This is a genomic window from Planctomyces sp. SH-PL62 (genome assembly GCF_001610895.1).
Classification (GTDB): Bacteria; Planctomycetota; Planctomycetia; order Isosphaerales; family Isosphaeraceae; genus Paludisphaera.
Map to the genome: position 1 here is coordinate 6,195,800 of NZ_CP011273.1, position 20,286 is coordinate 6,216,085.

Below are 20,286 nucleotides of genomic sequence, written 5' to 3' on the forward strand. Positions count from 1 at the left end.
TCCGCCACAATGCCGGCCAACCTTCCGCCCCAATACCTGAAGGTCGAGGACGAGTACCGAGGCCTCACCAGGCCCGGCGAGCGGCTGGAGAAGCTCCGCGAGATGTTCCGCCTCCTCCCCAAGCACAAGGGGACGGAGAAGCTCCAGTCCGACCTCAAGACGAAGATGAGCCGGCTGAAGGACGAGATCGAGGCCGCGGCCCCCGGCGCGAAGAAGCACGGCGGCGCCCCCCGGCTCCCCCGCGAGGGCGCCGGCCGGATCGTCCTGGTGGGCCCCCCCAACTCCGGCAAGAGCGCGCTGCTGGCCGCCCTGACCAACGCCCGGCCGACGGTCGCCCCGTTCCCCTTCACCACCCGCGCGCCCCAACTGGGGATCCTCGACGTCGAGGACGTGCCGATCCAGCTCGTCGACCTGCCGCCGGTCTCCGCGGATTTCATGGAGCCCTGGCTCCCGGGCCTGATCCGCTCGGCCGACGCCGCGATCCTGGCCGTCGACCTGGCCAGCGACGACGCCGCCGACGAGACCGAGGCCGTCCTGGCCCTCCTGGCCGGGAAGGGGATCGAGCTGGTCGAGGAGCTGCCGTACGACGTCGAGGACGTCGAGGCCCGCCACGTCAAGGTCGTGGCCGCCGCCACCAAGGCCGACGCCCCGGGGGCCGAGGGCCGCCTGGAGGTGATCCGCGAATGGTTCGCCGGCCGGTTCTCCCCCCTGCCGGTCTCGGCCGAGGCCGCGCAAGGACTGGAAACCCTGGCGGAAAGCGCATACCATTCGTTGGGTTTGATTCGCATTTTCACGAAAGTCCCAGGAAGGCCGACGGATCGGTCGAGGCCCTTCACGGTGCCCGTCGGCAGCACGGTGCTCGACCTCGCCCGCGAGATCCACCGCGACCTGGAGACCTCGCTCAAGTCCGCCAGGATCTGGGGGACCGGCGTCTTCGAAGGCCAGAGCGTCAAACGAGACCACGAACTACACGATCGCGACGTCGTGGAGCTGCATGCGTCATGACCCCGACACGCGGATTTTCGGCCTCCGGGACGATCGATCGGGACCAACCCGCCGCGGGCCGGACCACGGGAAATACGAAGATGGCGACGGCCTTGATCGTGGAGGACCACCCGGAGCAGGCCCACCTGGTGCAGCGGATCCTCGGCCTGCGCGGCTTCGAAGCCGTCATCGCCGAGGACGGCGAGACCGGCCTCCTGATGGCCCATCGCCACCAGCCCGACGTCGTCCTGCTGGACCTGATGCTCCCGGACGTCAACGGCTTCGACGTCTGCCGACGGCTCCGCAGCGACCGGGCCACCATGCTCACCCCGGTGGTCATGCTCACCGCCCTGGACGACCGCCAGCACCGCATGCACGGCTTCCGCGTGGGCGCCAACGCCTACCTCACCAAGCCGTACGGCATCGAACAGCTCTTCGAGGCGATCGCCGCCGCCCGCGACTGGCGCGAGAGCATGCTCCGGCAGGAACTCCACGGCGAGATCCACGTCGAGATCAACAGCGAAATCACCCTGCTGAAAGACCTCAACGACTTCCTGATGAACGTCTGCCGCACCACCCCGCTCTCCAACGACCAGGTGATGCAGATCCGCCAGGCCGTGATGGAGATGGCCCAGAACGCCATCGAGTGGGGCAACCAGCACCGGTCCGACCGCCTGGTGGAGATCACCTATCGGGTCCACCAGGACAGCCTGGAGATCGTGATCCGCGACCAGGGCCCCGGCTTCAATCGCCAGGCCCTCCCCCACGCCGCCGTCGCCGACGACCCGTTCTCGCACCTCGACGTCCGCGACAAGCTGGGCCTCCGCGCCGGGGGATTCGGACTCTTGATCTGCCAGGGGATGGTCGATGAGATGAAGTATAACCAGGAAGGGAACGAGGTCACGCTCCTGAAGCGCTACCCCCGTCCCGACGCCGCGCCCGGACCCGGACCCGAGCCCGAGCCCGAGCCCGCGACGGAATCCTGACGGCCCCGCGTCCCCCGGACTATCGGAGAGTTGCGTCGGTGGTTACGACCCAAGAACGTCACGTCCCGGCCGCGACCGGGACGGCCGATCCGACCCGAAACCGGCGACGGCCCGTCGTCCTGGTCGTCGACGACGAGCCCGAGGTCCTCCGGTCGATCCACGACCTGCTCCGGATCGACTACCAGATCGTCACCCGGGGGAGCGGGGTCGAGGCCCTGGAATACCTCCGCACCGCCCCCGACGTCTCCGCCATCCTGACCGACCAGCGGATGCCCGGCATGACCGGCGTCGAGCTGCTGCGCGAGGCCGCCGACGTCCGCCCGGAGACGACCCGGCTCCTGTTCACCGCCTTCGCCGACCTCAGCACGGTCGTCGACGCCATCAACCGGGGCCACGTCTTCCGCTACATCGCCAAGCCCTGGGACCCGGACGAGCTCCAGGCCCTGATCCGCCAGGCCGTCGAGCGCCACGACCTGATCGCCGAGAAGTCCCGGCTGATGATCGAGCTCCAGGAGGCCAACGCCCGGCTCGTGGAGGCCGACCGCCTCAAGGGCGCCTTCCTGGAGGTCGCCAGCCACGAGCTGAACACTCCGGTCACCGTCATCAAGGGCCTCTCCGACCTCTGGAAGATGTCCCAGGCCGCCGCCGCGGCCCCCGCCGAGGTCGACTGGGTGGACCGCATCCGCGCCGCCGCCGACCGCCTGGCCCGGACCGTCGAGCGGATGCTCAAGCTGATCGACACCAAGGCGTTCTCCCAGGGCCTCGCCACCGAGCCGGTCGACCTGGAGCCCCTGATCCGGGGCGCGATCGACGTGGTGACCCCCTACCTGGAGAAGCGCGGCCAGACGATCGAGGTCGCGATCCAACCCGGGCTCGCGCCGGTCCACTGCGATCGGGACAAGATCCACGACGTCCTGATCAACCTCCTGATCAACGCCGTCAAGTTCACGCCCGACGGCATGACCATCGCCGTCGAGGCCGCCGACCAGGAGGATGGGGAGCGCGAGGGGGACGCCGACGCCCCCCGCTTCGTCCGCGTCGCCGTCCGCGACCAGGGGGCCGGCCTCGACCCCGAGAACCGCCGATTCCTGTTCGAACCCTTCTTCACCGGCTTCGACACCCTGCACCACTCCTCGGGCGAATACCAGTTCGGCAAGCGCGGCATCGGCCTGGGACTCTGCCTCGTCAAGACCTTCGTCGAGCTGCACGGCGGCCGGGTCGAGGCCTCCACCCCCGCCGACGGCCTCGGCGGCTCCGTCTTCGCCTTCGTCCTCCCCCACCGCCCCGCCCCCACCCCCGTCCCCCCCCTCGGCCAGGTGGCACCCTTCGAGCCCGATTGACCCCCCCGAGGCCGAGATTCCCAGAGACCACCGAGGCGCGTCCCCATGGCCGGATTGACCTGCGGCGCGGTGCAGTTCCATCACCGCGCCGGCGACAAGGCGTACAACTTCTCGGTGGTCGAACGCTTCGTCGAGGAGGCCCGCGCGCAGGGCGTGAAGATCCTGGCGTTCCCGGAGATGTGCCTCACCGGCTACTGGCACGCCACCAAGCTCGATCGGGCCGGACTGGAGGCCCTCGCCGAGCCGGTCCCCGACGGCCCCTCCTCGCGACGGCTCCTCGCCCTGGCCCAGGCGTCGGGACTGGCGATCGGCGCGGGGCTGATCGAGCGCGGCGACGACGGCCGGCTGTTCAACGCCTACGTCGTCGCCCTGCCCGACGGCGCCGTCCACCGCCATCGCAAGATCCACGCCTTCGAAAGCGAGCACATCGCCGCCGGCGACCGCTACACCGTCTTCGACACCCCCTGGGGCGTGCGCGCGGCCGTCCTGATCTGCTACGACAACAACCTCGTCGAGAACGCCCGCGCCGTGGCGCTGCTGGGGGCCGACGTCCTGATCGCCCCCCACCAGACGGGCGGCTGCGACTCCCGCAGCCCGCACGCGATGGGCCCGATCGACCCCGCCCTGTGGGCCCGCCGCGAGGCCGACCCGGAGGCGATCGAGGCCGAGTTCCGGGGGCCGAAGGGGCGGGAATGGCTGCTCCGCTGGCTCCCGGCGCGGGCCCACGACAACGGCTACTTCATCCTCTTCAGCAACGGCGTGGGCGAGGACGCCGGCGAGGTCCGCACCGGCAACGCCATGATCCTGGACCCCTACGGCCGCATCCTGGCCGAGACCTGGAAGGCCGAGGACCGCCTGGTCGTCGCCGACCTGGACCTCGACCTCCTCCCCCTCTGCACCGGCAGGCGCTGGATCCGAGGCCGCCGCCCCGAGCTGTACGGCCTCCTCACCGAACGCCTCGGCCACGAACTCGACCCCCGCGACGCCCGCTTCTCCCGCGACCGGGTCGCCCCCCTCCCGACCCGACCGAATCTCGATCCCGACCCCGCCTGACCCCCGCCGGCGTCCCCGCCCCTCCTCGTTCCGGGGTCGCGGGCGCGTTACAATCGGCCCTCCATCCGCCTCGCCACACCCGGATCAAGGAGCCTTCCCGGTGACGCTCTCCCCCCTGCTGGCCTGCTGCCTCCTGGCCGCGGCCCCCGCCGCCGCCCCGGAGGGGCCGACGCCCCCGCCGATCCCCCGCGAGTTCCGCGCCGCCTGGGTGGCCTCCGTCGCCAACATCGACTGGCCCAGCAAGCCGGGGCTGCCGACGCAGGTCCAGCAGGAGGAGGCGCGGGCGATCCTCGATCGGCTCGCGAAGTCCCACTTCAACGCCGTCGTCTTCCAGGTCCGCCCGGCGGCCGACGCCCTCTACGCCTCCGAGCTGGAGCCCTGGTCGTACTACCTGACCGGCGAGCAGGGGAAGGCCCCCGACCCGCCCTACGACCCGCTCAAATTCTGGGTCGACGAGGCCCACGCCCGGGGGATGCAGCTCCACGCCTGGTTCAACCCCTTCCGCGCCAGGCAGTCGGGCGCGAAGTTCGAGGCCGCCGCGTCGCACGTCTCCAGGGCCCACCCGGAGCGCGTCCGCAAGTACGGCGACCTCCTCTGGATGGACCCCGGCGAGCCCTCGGCCCGGGCGCAGACGCTCGACGTGGTGCTGGACGTGGTCCGCAGGTACGACGTCGACGGCGTCCACCTCGACGACTACTTCTACCCCTACCCGATCGCCGATCCCAAGACCAAGGCCGAGATCGACTTCCCCGACGACGCGAGCTGGAAGCGCGAGCACTCCGGGGACGACCCCGCCGCCCGCGCCGACTGGCGCCGCGACAACATGAACCAGATGGTCCGCGGGCTCTACGAGGGGATCAAGAAGGCCAAGCCTCACGTCCTCTTCGGCATCAGCCCGTTCGGCATCCCCCGCCCCGGCAAGCCCGCCGGCGTCGTCGGCTTCGACCAGTACGCCAAGCTCTACGCCGACACCGAGACCTGGCTCGCCTCCGGCTGGATCGACTACTGGACGCCCCAGCTCTACTGGAAGATCGAGTCCAAGGGCCAGCCCTTCCGCCCGCTCCTGGACTACTGGATCAGCATCAACGAGAAGGCCAGGCACGTCTGGCCCGGCCTGAGCGCCAGCCGGATCGGCGCCGAGCCGGGACAGGGCTACGACCCCGAGGAGATCCTCAACCAGATCCGGATCATCCGCGAGGCCCCCGGCGATGACGGCGTCGTCCTGTTCAGCATGAAGCCCCTCCTCCAGGACCGTCGCGGCATCGCCACCACCCTGGCCGAGGGCCTCTTCCGCGAACCGGCGCTCATCCCCGCCTCCCCCTGGCTGGGCGATCAGGCCCCCTCCGCGCCCGTGCTCGCCGCCGACGGCGGCCGCGTCGCCGTCAAGCCCGGCCCCGGCGCGCCCCCCGCCCTCTGGGCCGTCCAGTCCCGCAAGGGAGACGCCTGGACGACCCGGATCGTCCCCGCCGCGACGACCCCGAACCTCCCCCAGACCCCCGCCGACGAGGTCGTCGTCTCGGGCGTCAGCCGCTCCGGCGTCGTCGGCCCCGCCGCCGCCCTGAACCTCGCCAAACCCTGACGCCCACCCCCCACATCCGGCCGTCGCCTGCATGCCTTCCCCCCTGATGGGGGAAGGTGGCCCGCAGGGCTGGATGAGGGGGACCGCCATCGCGGACGAATAGGAAAAGCGACGGAGCAGCTCGACGGCTCAGGGGCTCGTCGCGGCGACCAGGGCGTCGGCGAGGCGGTCGGCGGAGCCGGGGGCGTGGGCCAGGCCCAGGTACGGCTCGTTGATCTCCAGCTCCATGAGCAGGAAGCGGCCGTCGCGCTCGACGCCGTCGACGCGGGCGTAGAGGAGCGGGGCGGCGACGGTCGCCGTCACCTTCGCGGCCTGCTCGACGATCCAGGCCGGGGGCTCGGCCCCGGTGATCGTCCCGCCGTGCTGGGACTGGACGCGGAAGTCCCCCTCGGCCGGGGTCTTGGTCAGGGCGTGGCTGTACGCGCCGCCGAGGAAGATCAGCGACCACTCGCCGCCGGACGCGATCTCGGGGAGATAGGGCTGGATGAGCATATCCTGATCGACGGTCGCGTCCCGGAGCAATCGGCCCGACCGCGCGACGTCGAAGCAGACCGGCCCGTGGTCGGCGGGGTCGTCCGAGACCTTCCAGGTGTTCGCCGCCCCCGCCGAGATCGCCGGCTTGACGACGGCCCGATCCCACCCGCGCCGGGCGAGCACGTCGGCGAGCGCGACCGCTCCCCCGCCCTTCGCCACCTCGGTCGGCACGATGGGGACGCCCTCGCGTTCCAGGTCCAGCAGGTAGCCCTTGTGGACGTTGGCCAGGACGGCGTCCGGCGGGTTCCAGAGGCGCCCCGGCGCCGCGCGGAAGCCTTCCAGCCAGGCGCGGTAGGCGTCCGGCCTCTCGTGGTAGGTCCAGGTGGACCGGATCACGACGCGATCGAACCGGCCCCAGTCCACGGCCGGATCGTCCCAGACCCTCGGCGCGACGTCCCACCCCCGCGCGACGAGCGCCTCGGCGAACAGGCGGTCGTCGTCGTCCAGATCGGCGAACTGTTCGCACGTCGCAATCGCCACGCTGGGCATGAGTTCCTCGAAGGCGGGGACGGGGGCGGGAGGCGACGTTCCGATCGTCGTCGTTCCGGCCCATTGTATCGGGAGCCCCGCCGGAGGTCAGCGTCGCCGGTCTCGCCTCCGGGTCCCTCGGCCCGACGATCAAGGCCCGCCGAGTCCCGGACGACACGCCCCTGCTCGGTCCTTCCGACGGATTGGACGTAGGCCGGGCGAACCCTTTCATGCATTTCGCATCCAATGCTATGCTGGGCCCAAATTCGCGATGCGTCCCCGCGTGGACGATGGCTTGAGGAATCTTCATGAATCAGGAATCGGTCGGCGGCGAGGGGACGGGCGAAGGGGCCGGGGGCGAGTCGAAGCTCGGCGAGGCGCTCGTCCGGCTGGTGGAGAAGGCACGGGCCTGCTGGGAACGGATGGCCTGGGAGGAGTCGGAGGGGCCGCTGGGCGAGGCGCTGCAGCTGGCCGAGGCGGAGGCCGGGCCCAATTCCCCTCCCGTCGCCTGGGCGCTCGAATACACGGCCTGGCTGGCGATGCGGACGGAACGATACGCCGACGCCGTGGCCGACTACCGCCGCGCCCTGGCGATCCACGAGGCGACGGCCGGCCCCGACCATCCCGCCTCGATCTCCACCCGGATCGAACTGGCCGGGGCGCTGTTCGTGCTGGGCGGGGCGACCGACGACGGGGCGGTCAAGGAGTCGGCCTATCGCGAAGCCGACGAGCAGGCCGTGCGCGCGATCGGGGCGTTCGACGCGTCGGGGCGCGAAGACCTGGCGCTGGCCGAATGCCTCGCCGAGACGGGCTGGCGGCGCTACTGGATCGGGAGGCTCGCCGACGCTGAGCCCCTCCTGACACGCGCCCTCTCCCTCCTCGAACGGCTCGCCGGGGCGGCCGACGAGAGGACGACCCGAACCGCCCTGAGGTTGGGCATGACCTATGAGAACGGGGGGTTCGAGATCGACGCCGCCCCCTGCTATCGCAAGGCGCTCGCCGGCCTCGAAGAGCGGCTTCACGACGCCCACCCCAACGTGCTCGACGCCCGCGCCCGGCTGGCGAGGCGTCTGAGGGACACCGGCCGTGAGGACGAATCGGCGGCTCATTTCGACCGCATCGTCGCCGTCTTGCTCGACGACGCGTCCGGGATCGACTGGGGAATCGGCCGTTGGTATCTGGACGACTGCGGCCAGTACCTTCGCGACGCCGGCCGCCTCGACGAACTGGAGGACCTGGAGGTCCGGGCCGCCGGATACAACGTCATGGAGGAGGCCAATCGCGAGCAGCTCGAAGAAGTCGAGGCGCGGCACGGCCACGATTCAGTCGAGTACGCGGGAGCCTTGATGAACCTGGCCGCTGCCCTGGGTTACGCGGGGAAGCGGGAGGAGGCCGTCGAGGCGGTCGAGCGCGTGTCGGCGATCCTCAGGGCTCGCCTCGGCCCCGACGATCCGGCCGTCGTCGAGGCCGAAGAGCGGCTGGAGATGCTCCGCAAGTCGGCCGAGCTCCCCGCCGACCGCCCCCGCCGCCGGCGACGACTCGGCCGCGAGGAGACGAAGCCGTTCGGCGGGTTCTCCGCCCCCTGGGCTGACGAGCGTCGGGCGGACCTGATCCGATCGTACCTCGACACGCTCGACCGCTCCGCAGGGGACGAGGAGGACGACGATCCCTCGGGTGCCCAGATGGCCGTGACGATGCTGTCGTTCATGGCCGACGCCGACGAGCAGTGGGGTTTCCTGCTCGAACTGATCGCCGCCGCCCCCGATGACGCGCAGGTCCTCCAGGCGATCGCCGCCGGGCCGCTCGAAGGCTTCCTCGGCCGCTTCGACGGCGAGGTCGTCGATCGCGTCGTGACCGAGGCCGCGCGCGATCCGAAGTTCCGCCGCGTCCTCAGCGGCGTCTGGAAGCACGGCATGTCCGACCCGGTCTGGGACCGCATCCGAGCGGTCCAGAAGACCGTCCCCGACCCGCTCCCGGAGATGCGGCCGTTCGACGACGCGGAGTGATCGGCGGCGGATTCAGGAAGCCTCGCCCTGCGGGGCGATCATCCAGGCGAGTTGCTCGGCCTGCTTGCGGGCGACGAAGCGGGACCGGAGGAGGGCTTCGCGGAGCTTGCAGGCGAGGGGGTTGGACCACTGGGCGATCGTCCCGGCCTGGCGTGACGCGCGGACGATCCGCGAGGCGCGGGGGATGCGCCGGGATTCGTAGGCGCGAAGGGCGTCGGGGATCTCGGCGGGGCCGACGCGGGCGAGGGCGTCGGCCAGGGCGACGGCGTCCTCGATGGCCTGGCAGGCCCCCTGCCCCATGTCCGGGGTCATGGGGTGGGCCGCGTCTCCCAGCAGCGCGACGCGGCCTTCGACCCAGCGACGGAGCGGCGGGCGGTCGTACACGTCGTTGCGGAGGATGGCCGATTCGTCGGTCGCCCGGATCAGGTCGGCGATCGGCTCGTGCCAGTCTCGGAACAGGTCCAGCAGCCCCTGTTTGCGGCCCTGCGGCGGGTCGCCGCCCCCCTCGGGGACGGTCTGGGTCGCGTACCAGTAGGCACGGCCGGCGGTCATCCCCCATTGGCCGAACCGTCGGCCGCGCCCCCAGGTTTCGCCGGGGGCGAGGCGGGTCGGGTCGAAATCGACGACGGCGCGCCAGGCGGTGTAGCCGCCGTAGCGGGGAGGCTCCGGGCCGAACATCGCGGCGCGGACCGCGGAGCGGAGACCGTCGGCGCCGATGAGCAGGTCGCCCCGCGCCTCGCGGCCGTCCTCGAATCGGGCCGTGACGCCCGTCGCGTCCTGCTCGAACGCGACGAGCCGGGCGCCGGTGCGGAGGATGCGGGGGGCGTCGCGGCCGAGGACGTCGAGCAGGATGCAGAGCAGCTCGACCCGGTGGAGCAGGAGGATGACCCCCTCGCGCGCGGTGTCGACCGGCCCCGCCTTCATGTCCAGGAGGACGGAGCCGTCGGGCGTGCGGAAGGCGCCCGTCTGGCCGGAGACGCCCAGGCCTTCGAGCGCGGGCAGGACGCCCAGGCGGTCGAGGGCCGCCAGGGCGTTCCGCCAGAGCGAGATCCCCGCGCCGACCTCGTCGAGCTGCGGCGCGCGTTCGAAGACCTCGACGTCCCACCCCGCGCGCAGCAGGCCGATCGATGCGGCCAGGCCGCCGATCCCGCCGCCGATCACGAGGGCTTTCATGACGAGGATCCTCGCATCGGGGGATCAGGGGAGGTTGCGGATGCGGAGGTTGCGGAACTCGATCGGCGAGCCTTCGGCTTCGAGGCAGAGGTAACCTTCGGAGGGGTTGCACTCGGCGCCGCCGGAGACTTCCTCGCCGTTGACCCAGAGCCGGACCTCGCCGTTGAGGCCGCGGATGTAGTAGTGGTTCCACTGCTCCACGCCGCGCGAGAGGTTCTTGGTCGGGAAGCTGCGGGAGCCGTCGGCGGAGAGAGGGGGGAAGGGCTTCATCTTCGACGTGCCGACGGGGAAGACGTCGCCGTTGGTGGTGAACCAGTCGGGCTTCTTGCCGGTGCTCTTCGTGTACTGCTCGGCGTAGCCGTGGTCGAGGATCTGGACCTCGATGCCGCCCGAGGGGAGGTGGCCCGGCTTCAGGTCGGTCAGGGCCTTCTCCGGCGCCCAGACGAAGACGCCCGAGTTGCCGCCCGACCGCAGGTGCCGCCACTCGACGACCAGCTCGAAGTTCTTCACCGGCTCCTTGGTGCGGATGACCCCCACGGGCATCCCCGTGCCGTGGATCTCGGCCTGGTCGTCCAGGAACTTCCAGGTGTCCGGCTCGTCGTTGACGTGCGCGAAGTCGGCCTCCAGGAGCGGGCGCCAGCCCGGGCCGACGCCGACGACGAGGTCGCCGGGCGGGCGCGAGGCCGTCGCGGGCTTGGTCTCGGGGTCCTGCTGGGCGACCGCGAACGCCGGGAGGGCGGCCAGGATCGCCGAGGCGCAGAGCGTGACGAGGGGCTTTCGGAGCATCGGAGAATTCTCCTCAGGAGGCACGGACGGGTCGTCCTTCCATTCAGCGGACGACGTGATCGTAAGCGGCCCTGGCGATCTCGGCGATCAGCCGTCGGGCGTCGCGGTCGGCCTCGATCCCCCGCGTCATGACGACGAGGACGAACGGCTTGCGGCCCGGCGGCTCGACGATCGCCGCGTCGTGGTTGATCCGGGTGATCGAGCCCGTCTTGTGGGCGACGATCGTCCCCTCGGGCAGCAGGGCGGGGACGCCCTCGTTGAATTTCTGGGCGCGAAGGACTTCGAGCATCGCCTCCGACGCCGATTTCGAGACGGCGGTCCGCTCGGCCAGGCGGGTCAGGACGGTCATCGTCCCCCTCGCCGTGCCGACGTTGTTCAGGCCCTTCGCGAACGCCTTGCCGTCCTCGACGCCGCGCAGGACCTTCAGGTCGCCCGCGCCCAGCTCCTTCATGAAGGCGGTGACGGATTCGCCCGAGACCTTCTCGATGAGCAGGTTCGTCGCCAGGTTGCTGCTCTCGGTGATCATCAGGAAGACCAGCTCGCGGATCGCGGCCCGGCCGCCGATCCGCTTGTAGAGCGTCGGCTCCGAATCGTCGGCGGCGTCGAGCGAATAGGGGCTGCCGTCGACGAGGCTGGCGAACGTGTTCTTGATCTCGATCGCGTCGTCGAGGCCGAACTCGCCGGCCTCGGCCCGACGATAGACCTCCAGCATGACCGGCACCTTCATGGTGCTGGCCGGATGGATCGGCTCGTCGGCCCGGATCAGCACGGTCGCGCCCGTCTCCAAATCGTGCAGCGCGACCTCCACGAAGGCCTCGGGACCGAACGGAGCGACCAGCCCGGCGACCTCGTCCTCGAAGTCTCCGGCGAAGGCGACGGCGTGCAGGCAGGCGAAAGCCAGAGTGAACCGGGCGACGATCGATGATCTCGGCATGGGCGGGTGGTCCTCGTCGACAGGCCCGTTCGATTCGGTCGAGGGGCCGGCGCCCCGAGTCTAGCCGGTCGTCACCACCCGATCTACGCCCCGGCGTCGCGGAAGACGCCGACGGCCCTCGCGCCCGCCTTCCCCCTCAGCCGACCGTCGCAATCATCCCTTCCCCCCTCGCGGGGGAAGACTTTCATCGCATGGAAGCCGTCAGCGTTTCAAGCGGCCGGACCGCGAATCCCGACGGCTCCATGTGCTCGGCACCCCCTCTTCTGACCCCTCCGGGGTCTGTCTTCCCCCGCGAGGGGGGAAGACCGTGATTGAGCACGGAAACCGTTGGAGCCTCAAGCGGCCGGCCTGCGAATCCCGACGGCGATCGGGCTCGTCACCATCACATCCGGCCTTCGGCCCCTTTCCCCTGGTGGGGAAGGTGGCTTGTCACCGCCCGCTTTTGCGTCATTTCGACGGCTCACCACCAGAGGAGGACTGACGTCGAGGGCCTCTTTTGCAAACCGCGTCCTCGCCCGGCCGCCCGCCACAAGGAAGGGTGGACATGGCTTCCGTGCCGATTCTCAGACCGATTGCCGCCAGCGCAGGCCGAGGGGAAGCTCGGCGGGGCCGAACAGGAAGTGGAGGACGCGGCGGCGGCTGGTCCCGGTCGCTCGGGACGAGGCGTGCAGGAGGAGCGGGCGCATGAGGACGGCGTCGCCGCGATCGGCCAGACAGGCGACCTCCGCCGTCGCCCGGCGGGCGGTCGGGACGGAATGAGGGTCGATCCGTCCCAGCCGGTGCGACCCGGGCGCGACCCGCAGCGGGCCGTCGTCCGGGCCGCAGGGGTCCAGGTGGACTCGCACGGCGACCAGCTCGGCCAGGAGCGCATCCGGCGGCTGGACGAACGGCACGCCCTCCTTCTCCGACCACCCGCGCAGGTCGGGATGCTCGACGCGATCCGCCACGGGGATGCTCAGATCCTGATGCCACGGGACCAGCCAGTTCCCCTCGCGCGACTTCTCGAAGGACGTGCACTGCACCGCGACGAGCCCCAAGGGCACCCGCCTTGCGATCCCGTCATGCCGTCGCAGCCGGTCGACCAGCGCCCGGCACCAGGGCTCCGCCAGCATCCCGCGCGTCCCGGCCGACGTCCGCCCAGCCGGGAACGCCTCCGCCTCGATCGCCTCGCATTCGCCCGCCGTGAGCACCCGTTCGACGACCTCGAACCCCTGCGAGTCAAACATCCCGCGCTCCCGCTCCCGCCTTCGCCTCGGCCCCATCGCGAAACCAGGTCCACCAGCCGAAGGCCGCGACGCCGCATCCCGCGACCAGCCAGGCGAGCATCAGGAACTGGCCGACCCCCAGCAGCCACCACGCCCACCACGCGCGGAGAACCGCCTCGGGCTCCCTTCTGAAGAGGAGAAACCAGGCACCGACCGGCGCTAACGGCAACGGCACCGACATCAGCCACCACCTTGCGGCCGGGAACCGAACGGCCAGGGCCAGCCCGGCGGCGAACCACCCCAGGAACGCCCCATAGCCCGCGCCGAACGCGATCGCGGACGCCGGCTCGCCGACAGGGACGAACGGGGCGCAGACGCAGAAGAGGAGGACGACGCCCCCGGCCACGGCGGCGGCCAGACGGATCGGACGTCGCAACGTCGGCCCCTCCGTCCGCATCATCGGAACTTCCTCAGCCATGAAATCGGGCACTCCCCATTCGGGTTCGCGAGCTTCGTCCGGGGCCTACCGCCGCCTCGCCAGGGCCTCGCGGGCGGGAGGTTCCCAGCCCGAGGGGGGGAATGGAAGGCTCCTGGGCACGGCGACCTTGGGATGCGCGGCGGCGTGCTCGAAAGCGCGTCGCATCGCGTCGTGCCAGGCGGCCACCCGCAGCATCGAGCCGGCGCCGGCCGCGTTCCGGCGATACTCCGCGCCGACCCGGGCGTGCCAGTCGGCCGTCTGCGCGCAATGCTCGAAGCGCGTTCGCACCCGGTCCTTCAGCCGATCGGTCGCGACGTGGGAGACGATGGCGGCGACGGCGATCGCGAGAATCCACCGGAAGACCGTCGGTCGCACGCGCCGCATGCTCGCCCCCGTTCTCAGACTTCGCCGGCGAGCGACCGGAGGAGCCCCGCGTGATAGCCCGGGTCCTTGTCGTGGAACTGGACGACGCCGGCCGGGACGTCGACGTTGAGGTACGCCTCGGCGTACAGTTCCTCGGGGCCGTCCGCGTGGAAGAACGCCTTCATGCGGACCGGGGCCCGGAGCGCGTCGCGCGGGTCGTCACCCAGGCCGATCAGGTCGACGGCGATGCGGCCGGCCATCCCGCCCGCCGGCGGCGGCAGGTCGTAGGCGCGGGCGAGGCCTTGAAGGAAGGCGTCGCTCTCGTCGCCGATCCGGACCAGGCTGCCGTTCCCGCGATGGAAGGTCGGGCCGCCATCCTGCGACGCGGGAGAGTCCCCGCTCGGATCGAGGCCGAGTTCGAGGGCGAAGCCGACGATCCGGCCGTCCAGCCGCCCTCGGGCCACGATGCGGACGAGGCCCGGCCCGTCGGCGTGGGCCGAGGCGATCGGCAGGTCGACGTCCACGAACCCGCCGTCCGTGGCCATCCGTCCCTCGCCGGGACCGAACGCACGTCCGAACAGCCTGGCGAGGATTCCCATGTCCGCTCCCTCGGCCGCCGCTGGGAGGCATAAGGGTCCGGCGTCTCCGACGCGCCGAACCTCCTCATCATGATGGCCCCCGAGACCCGACGCCAGGCCTTGCAACCCTTCGGAGTCGGCCGGGTCGGCCCGCAGCCTCGGTCGCTCCGCATTCGGTCGTCGTGTCGCACTGTAGGGGATAGGGGGCGGTGCGCCCGGATCTTTGGCAAGTCGAACGCGGGACACGCTCTCGCCAGGCGGAAATCGGCGAGGCACGCATCGAAAACGCCGAACGAACCCAATCCAGGCTCCCCCGAAACCCCATGCAAACCAAACCAGGAACACATCTTGCGACCAACGACTTCGATTTCGCCGGGTCGAGAACGAAGCCAATCGGGAGGGACCGGGGGGAGCAAGGCGGAAAATCCCGAAGCGCAACGACGAAAAACGCCGAACGAAGCCAAACCCGACCCCTGGAATTTCCACCTTAATCTTAGTTCCGCCAATCGGTTACGTCCGATGGCTTGGTTTCGAGAGGGGGACGAACGAAGCCATTCACGGTCGCGGAGATGCGGACTTTTCGGGGGCAAATCGGGGGCGGCTTGCCCACGATGCAGGAATTCGGGCAGAATAGCGGGGAATGCGGGGAGGGTCCGAAGTTCGGACATCTCGGGCGGGCGTCGAGGCCATCGAAGCGGGGGTCGCATGAACGTTACGCGGATCATCGACACGTTCGGTTACGTCATCTACGGCGCGCTGACGTTTCTGGCGGTGTGGGGGGTGTACAACGCGATCCTCCTGTATCGGACGCTCCGCAAGAAGACCATCAAGGACCCCACCGCGCTGATCCTTCAGGTCCAGGAGCTTTGCCAGGCGAAGAAGTACGACGCCGCCATGAGCGTCTGCCAGAGCCCGACCTACTGGCACACGGCGCTGGCGCAGCTCATCGCCGTGGCGCTCAAGAACCGGGCGAAGGGGCTGGCGAAGACCAAGCAGCTCCTGGTCACGGAGTTCCACACCGAGGTCGTCGCCGAGATGGAAAACCGGCTGGGGTCGATCTCGACGATCGTCCGGATGGGGCCGCTGCTGGGGCTGCTGGGGACGGTGGCGTCGATGATCGCGGCGTTCGGCCGCATCGGCAGCTCGGAGAAGGTGAACCCGAACGCGCTGGCGTCGGACATCAGCCTGGCGCTCTGGGCCACCGGGGCCGGGCTCCTGATCGCCAACCCGATGATGATCGTCGGCAACGACTTCCACGCCCGGCTCCGCCGCCTCCGCGACCGCACCGAGCGCCAACTCCAGGACGTGCTCGACGCCCTGGAGCCGACCGACGCCCCCAAGGCCCCCGCCGACCGGGCCGCGAAGTCCACGGCGTCGCGGTGAGCGAACGGGCGGTCGCCGTCCGATCGTGATCGACGTTTCCGCAGATCCTTTCACGCGAGCGGGGCGGCCCCATGCTGCTGCGACGGGATGCGACCGAGGAGCGCGACGAACACATCGACATGACGCCGATGGTCGACGTGGTGTTCCAGCTCATGACGTTCATGCTCTTCTCGTCGCAGATGACCGGCGGCGAGCTGGTCGACGTCCCCCCCGCCCGTCACGGCGTGGGCGTGGAGAGCACGTCGGCGACGTTCCTCACCCTGCTGGGCCCGAAGGCGCCCGGGGCCGAGCCGGAGCTGCTCCTCGGCCACGGCACGGGGCCCGTCGCCACGATCGACCAGGCCAAACAGGCCGTCGACCAGGCGGCCCGCGAGGGGATCCGCAAGGTCGTCCTCCAGGCCGACGGCGAGGTCCCCCACGGTAAGGTCCTGGAAGTCGCCGCCGCCGTCTCCGAGATCGAAGGGGTCACCGTCCACGTCGGCGTCCAGGAGCCGGGAGGCGAGCCGTGAGCGCCGGGCCGGAACGCGCCGCTCAAGACGCGACCACCCTTTCATCAAAAGCACATCTTCATTCGTTATGACGACATGAGCGAAAGTCGGGGCGGCATGGCATCCTGGGACGTCTTCCATTCCGATCGCCTGGAGCTGGTGCGGGGGCTCTCCGCCGAGGAGGTCCGCGCCGGCGTCGCCTCGGGCGCGATCCGCGACGACGACCTGGCGCGGCCGTCGGGGACGTCGACCGCCTGGGTCCGCGTCGCCGAGGTCCCCGAGCTGATCGCCCCCCCGCCCCCCGCCGCAGCGCCCGAAACCGACGCCGCGCCCAGCCCCGACGCCGCCGACGACCTCTCGTTCCCGGTCCTGGACACACCCGCCCCCGCCGCCCCCCGCCCCGCCTGGGACTGGGACGATGACGAGGAAGTCGCCGAGGACGAGGATGGCGAGGAAGAGGACGAGGGCGAGGAGGATGAGGAGGAAGGAGACGACGACGAGGCCGGCGGAATCGAGCCGGACGGGCCCCCGGCCCCGCGCGTTCGGGAGGCCGAGGTCGAGGCCGCCTCGTGGGACCTGGGCGACGACGACCTGGACCTCGACCGCCCGAGTCCCTCGGCCTCGTCCGGCAGCCGCGTCGCCCTGCCGACGGCCCGCTCGCGCGACTACGACGACCGGACCGAGGACCTGGAGGACGAGGACGACGAGGACGGGGGCCTGATCTCGCTGACCCGGTCGGGGCCGCCGAAGGTGGAGGAGCTGGACCTGGCGGCGATGGTCGACGTGGCCTTCCAGCTCGTCCTGTTCTTCCTCGTCACGGCGACGACGATCCTGTACAAGAGCCTGGAGATCCCCAAGCCCTCCGGCGAGGCTCCCCCCGAGGCGGTCGCCCAGGGCCGCAACAAGACGCTCGACGAGTTGCAGGACGACTACATCCTAATCGAGATCGACCCCGAGGGGAACGTCCGCATCGACCGCGAGCCGGTCGCCGCCCGCCTGGAAGACCTCGCCGAACGCCTCCGGGTCGCTCGCGAGAAGACCGACCGCAGGACCATGCTCCTCTCGGCCGACTTCGCCACCCCCCACCGCAGCGCCGTGCTCGCCTACGACGCCGCCAACGAGATCGGCCTGGGCATCGCCATCGCCAAGCCCCCGCCCCCCCAGGGCCCCCGCCGGCCCTCCGCCCCGCCCCGGCGGCGAAGAAGGCGGGGGCGTAGGATCAGGACGCGAGCGACGACGATTCGGGATCGATCGGGGTGCGGCCCATGGTCCTCGCCTCGGTCGAACGCCCGACGACGCATCCACCATGATGGATGTCAAGCGTCGAGCAGGCGTCCCGAGGCGCGGCGGACTCCGGGCCTCCGCCCGTCGAGATCCTGCGGACGCCGGGCGTTTCGGTTAGACTGGGCGGCTCGGAATGACGATCGGGATGGATTCGGAGAAGACGATGAACGTGCTCGTGTCGGGGGGCGCCGGATACGTCGGGTCGCATGCGGCCCGGATGCTGTCGAAGGCCGGCCATGAGGTGTGGGTGTACGACAACCTGGTCTTCGGCCATCGCGGCGCGGTCGCGCCCGGGCGGCTGATCGAGGGGGACCTGCTGGAGACGGACAAGCTCGTCGCGACCCTTCGCGAGAAGCGGATCGAGGCGGTGATGCACTTCGCCGCCTTCGCCTACGTCGGCGAGTCGGTCACGAACCCGGCGAAGTACTACCGCAACAACATCGTCGGCACGCTCTCGCTGATGGACGCGATGCGCGAGGCCGACGTCTGGCGGATCGTCTTCTCCAGCACCTGCGCCACCTACGGCGAGCCGGAAGGGGTCCCGATCCGCGAGACCCAGGCCCAGAATCCGATCAACCCCTATGGATATACCAAGCTGGTGATCGAGCACGCGCTCGCGGACTTCGCCAGGGCCTACGGCTGGGGCTACGCGGCGCTTCGGTACTTCAACGCGGCGGGGGCCTCGGCCGACGGCGACCTCGGCGAGGACCACGACCCGGAGACCCACCTGATCCCCCTGGTCCTCGACGTGGCCCTCGGCCGTCGCGAGCGCATCACCATCTTCGGCGACGGGCTCCCCACGCCGGACGGCACCTGCGTCCGGGACTACATCCACGTCGACGACCTGGCCTCGGCCCACATCTCGGCCCTGGAGAAGCTGGGCCGGGGGACCGAGTTCCGCTGCAACCTGGGGACCGGCCGGGGGACGAGCGTCAAGGAGGTGATCGAGGCCTGCCGCCAGGTCACCGGCCACCCGATCCCCGCCGTCGTCGCCCCGCCCCGAGCCGGCGACCCCCCGCCCTCGTCGCCGACGCCGGCCTGGCCCGCCGCGAGCTGGGCTGGTCCCCCCGCTTCACCAGCATCGCCCCGATCGTCGAGTCGGCCTGGAAGTGGCACAAGAGCCACCCCGACGGCTACGACGACTGATCCCGACGACTCCCACGGCCCGCGCGGACGCATCAACACCCCGGAACCCGATCATGCTCACGCCCAGCCGATCCCGAGGAACCCCGCCCGCGGCCCTGGCCGCGCTCGTCGCGACGGCCCTGGCCTTCCCCCTGGCCGCCCCGACGCCGGCCGACGCCCAGGACGCCTCGGTCAGGGCCGCCGAGGCGAGGGCGAAGGGCGTCGCCCTGCACCAGCTGAAGGATTACGCCGGGGCCGTCTCGGCGTTCACCGAGGCCCTCGAACTCGACCCCAAGGACGCCCTGGCGTACTTCGACCGTGCGACCTCCTGGGCCGAGGTCCCCGACCTCGACAAGGCGACGGCCGACTACGCCGAGGCCCTCAAGCTCGACCCCAAGCTGGCCGACGCGTACATCGGCCTGGGCCGCATCTACGCGGCCCAGGGCCGGATCGACGAGGCGGTCGCCGACTACTCCCGCGCCGTCGAGATCGACCCGAAAGACCCGCTGGCCCTCTTCGCCAGGGCGCAGGCCGAGACCTCCCGGCGCAGCTACGCCAAGGCCCTGGCCGACTACGACGCGGCGATCCGACTCGCCCCGTCGAGCGCCCTGTTCCACCTCAGCCGGGGCGACGTCCGCCGGGCGCTGGGGGAGCACGGCAAGGCCGTCGAGGACTTCACCCGCGCGATCCGGCTCGACCCCAAGCTGGCCGACGCCTACGACGCCCGCGCCGCCGTCGCCTTCGACCAGGGGAAGCACCTGGACGCCGTGGCCGACTACGGCCGGGCCCTGAAGATCGACCCCGACGACGCCCTCGCGCACCTCGGCCGGGCCACCGCCCTGTTCGAGCTGCGGGAGTACGACCTGGCCGCGGCCGACTACGGCCGGGCCCTGGAGAGCGCCCCCGAACTCGCCGACGCCTACTACGGCCGCGCCCGCGCCCTGGCCCAGACGGGCGACTTCGACAGGGCCGCCGCCGACTACGACAAGGCCCTGGAACTCGCCCCCGACCACCCATCCGCCCGCACCGGCCGGGGGATCGTCCGGCTCCTCCAGAAACGGTACGCCGACGCCGCCGCCGACCTCGACGCCGCGCTCCAGCACAACCCGGACGACGCCGTCGCCGCGACCCACCGCGCCCGGCTCCTCGCCGCCTCCCCCGACGCCAAGCTCCGCGACGGCGCCCGCGCCAGGGAACTCGCGGAGCACGCCCGGGCGCTGACCAGGGAGGCCGAGCCCCACGCCCTCGCCGCCCTCGCCGCCGCCGACGCCGAACTCGGCCGGTTCCCGACCGCCGTGTCCTGGCAGGCGATGGCCCTGAACCTCTCCCGCGACCCCGACGAACGAACCAAGGCGCAAGCCCGACTCGACCTCTACAAGCAGGGCAAGCCCCTCCGCGACCCCGCCCCCTGATCCGGTCCTGACGGTCGCACGGCCGCGACGGCGTCGAAATCCACCACGATCGCCCTCCCCAGACGGGGGACAAAAGTACAATATCGAGGGATCGACCGCCGGCCCGCGCCCGTCTCGAAGCGAAGGA

The 20,286-nt window shown here is 71.2% G+C and carries 18 protein-coding genes and 1 pseudogene; 11 read left to right on the forward strand and 8 right to left on the reverse strand.

Annotation, left to right across the window (positions count from 1 at the left end; translation table 11 throughout):
• Window positions 1–9: 9 nt before the first annotated feature.
• The 5 genes from VT85_RS24220 (at window position 10) to VT85_RS24240 (ending at window position 5,942) form a co-directional block, all read left to right on the forward strand.
• Window positions 10–1,005: a GTPase gene (locus tag VT85_RS24220; protein ID WP_068420704.1), complete on the forward strand. Its 996-nt coding sequence runs from the start codon at window positions 10–12 to the stop codon at window positions 1,003–1,005.
• An 80-nt stretch (window positions 1,006–1,085) separates the two neighbouring features.
• Complete coding sequence (locus VT85_RS24225; protein WP_082859046.1) at window positions 1,086–1,970, forward strand: response regulator; 885 nt, start codon at window positions 1,086–1,088, stop codon at window positions 1,968–1,970.
• A gap of 38 nt (window positions 1,971–2,008) precedes the next feature.
• Complete coding sequence (locus tag VT85_RS24230) at window positions 2,009–3,310, forward strand: hybrid sensor histidine kinase/response regulator (RefSeq protein ID WP_082858868.1); 1,302 nt, start codon at window positions 2,009–2,011, stop codon at window positions 3,308–3,310.
• A gap of 45 nt (window positions 3,311–3,355) precedes the next feature.
• Complete coding sequence (locus tag VT85_RS24235) at window positions 3,356–4,363, forward strand: nitrilase family protein (RefSeq protein WP_068420706.1); 1,008 nt, start codon at window positions 3,356–3,358, stop codon at window positions 4,361–4,363.
• A gap of 100 nt (window positions 4,364–4,463) precedes the next feature.
• Window positions 4,464–5,942 carry a glycoside hydrolase family 10 protein gene (locus VT85_RS24240; RefSeq protein ID WP_197490986.1) on the forward strand — a complete coding sequence of 493 codons (1,479 nt, stop codon included), beginning with the start codon at window positions 4,464–4,466 and terminating at the stop codon, window positions 5,940–5,942.
• Between the two features lie 129 nt (window positions 5,943–6,071).
• Here the strand turns inward: VT85_RS24240 and VT85_RS24245 are convergent, their stop codons facing one another.
• Entirely contained in the window at window positions 6,072–6,956 is an 885-nt protein-coding gene (locus tag VT85_RS24245) for a RimK family alpha-L-glutamate ligase (protein ID WP_156513070.1), read from the reverse strand.
• Between the two features lie 296 nt (window positions 6,957–7,252).
• On the opposite strand from VT85_RS24245, the gene VT85_RS24250 reads away from it, so the two are divergent.
• Window positions 7,253–8,950 (forward strand): tetratricopeptide repeat protein, encoded by a 1,698-nt coding sequence (locus VT85_RS24250; RefSeq protein ID WP_068420712.1) that lies wholly within the window; start codon window positions 7,253–7,255, stop codon window positions 8,948–8,950.
• A 12-nt stretch (window positions 8,951–8,962) separates the two neighbouring features.
• Here VT85_RS24250 and VT85_RS24255 read toward each other — a convergent pair whose 3' ends face one another.
• The 7 genes from VT85_RS24255 to VT85_RS24285 all read right to left on the reverse strand — a co-directional run bounded on the left by VT85_RS24255 (window position 8,963) and on the right by VT85_RS24285 (window position 14,488).
• Entirely contained in the window at window positions 8,963–10,123 is a 1,161-nt protein-coding gene (locus VT85_RS24255) for an FAD-dependent monooxygenase (protein ID WP_068420714.1), read from the reverse strand.
• 24 nt (window positions 10,124–10,147) lie between these two features.
• On the reverse strand, window positions 10,148–10,909 hold the full coding sequence (locus VT85_RS24260; protein WP_082858869.1) for a DUF1080 domain-containing protein: 762 nt from the start codon (window positions 10,907–10,909) through the stop codon (window positions 10,148–10,150).
• 43 nt (window positions 10,910–10,952) lie between these two features.
• Window positions 10,953–11,843, reverse strand: coding sequence for a serine hydrolase (locus tag VT85_RS24265; RefSeq protein WP_082858870.1), 891 nt, complete (start codon window positions 11,841–11,843; stop codon window positions 10,953–10,955).
• Between the two features lie 563 nt (window positions 11,844–12,406).
• The gene (locus VT85_RS24270; protein ID WP_197490987.1) at window positions 12,407–13,069 is read right to left on the reverse strand and encodes a phytanoyl-CoA dioxygenase family protein; all 663 of its coding nucleotides are present in this window, start codon (window positions 13,067–13,069) and stop codon (window positions 12,407–12,409) included.
• Complete coding sequence (locus VT85_RS24275; protein ID WP_156513071.1) at window positions 13,062–13,508, reverse strand: hypothetical protein; 447 nt, start codon at window positions 13,506–13,508, stop codon at window positions 13,062–13,064. The genes VT85_RS24270 and VT85_RS24275 overlap by 8 nt, the downstream gene beginning before the upstream one ends.
• A gap of 63 nt (window positions 13,509–13,571) precedes the next feature.
• Window positions 13,572–13,910 (reverse strand): hypothetical protein, encoded by a 339-nt coding sequence (locus VT85_RS24280; RefSeq protein ID WP_068420720.1) that lies wholly within the window; start codon window positions 13,908–13,910, stop codon window positions 13,572–13,574.
• 14 nt (window positions 13,911–13,924) lie between these two features.
• Window positions 13,925–14,488, reverse strand: coding sequence for a hypothetical protein (locus VT85_RS24285; protein WP_068420722.1), 564 nt, complete (start codon window positions 14,486–14,488; stop codon window positions 13,925–13,927).
• Between the two features lie 684 nt (window positions 14,489–15,172).
• Here VT85_RS24285 and VT85_RS24290 point away from each other — a divergent pair.
• The 5 genes and pseudogenes from VT85_RS24290 to VT85_RS24305 all read left to right on the forward strand — a co-directional run bounded on the left by VT85_RS24290 (window position 15,173) and on the right by VT85_RS24305 (window position 20,159).
• The gene (locus VT85_RS24290; protein ID WP_068420724.1) at window positions 15,173–15,850 is read left to right on the forward strand and encodes a MotA/TolQ/ExbB proton channel family protein; all 678 of its coding nucleotides are present in this window, start codon (window positions 15,173–15,175) and stop codon (window positions 15,848–15,850) included.
• Between the two features lie 71 nt (window positions 15,851–15,921).
• Window positions 15,922–16,359 carry an ExbD/TolR family protein gene (locus VT85_RS24295; protein ID WP_068420725.1) on the forward strand — a complete coding sequence of 146 codons (438 nt, stop codon included), beginning with the start codon at window positions 15,922–15,924 and terminating at the stop codon, window positions 16,357–16,359.
• A gap of 96 nt (window positions 16,360–16,455) precedes the next feature.
• A complete protein-coding gene (locus tag VT85_RS24300; protein WP_068420727.1) occupies window positions 16,456–17,862 on the forward strand; it encodes an ExbD/TolR family protein in 1,407 nt (468 codons plus the stop codon).
• Window positions 17,786–18,768, forward strand: a pseudogene (galE, locus tag VT85_RS30125) (UDP-glucose 4-epimerase GalE). Before VT85_RS24300 ends, galE begins: the two are co-directional and overlap by 77 nt.
• A 53-nt stretch (window positions 18,769–18,821) precedes the next feature.
• The gene (locus VT85_RS24305) at window positions 18,822–20,159 is read left to right on the forward strand and encodes a tetratricopeptide repeat protein (RefSeq protein WP_068420729.1); all 1,338 of its coding nucleotides are present in this window, start codon (window positions 18,822–18,824) and stop codon (window positions 20,157–20,159) included.
• Window positions 20,160–20,286 lie beyond the last annotated feature (127 nt).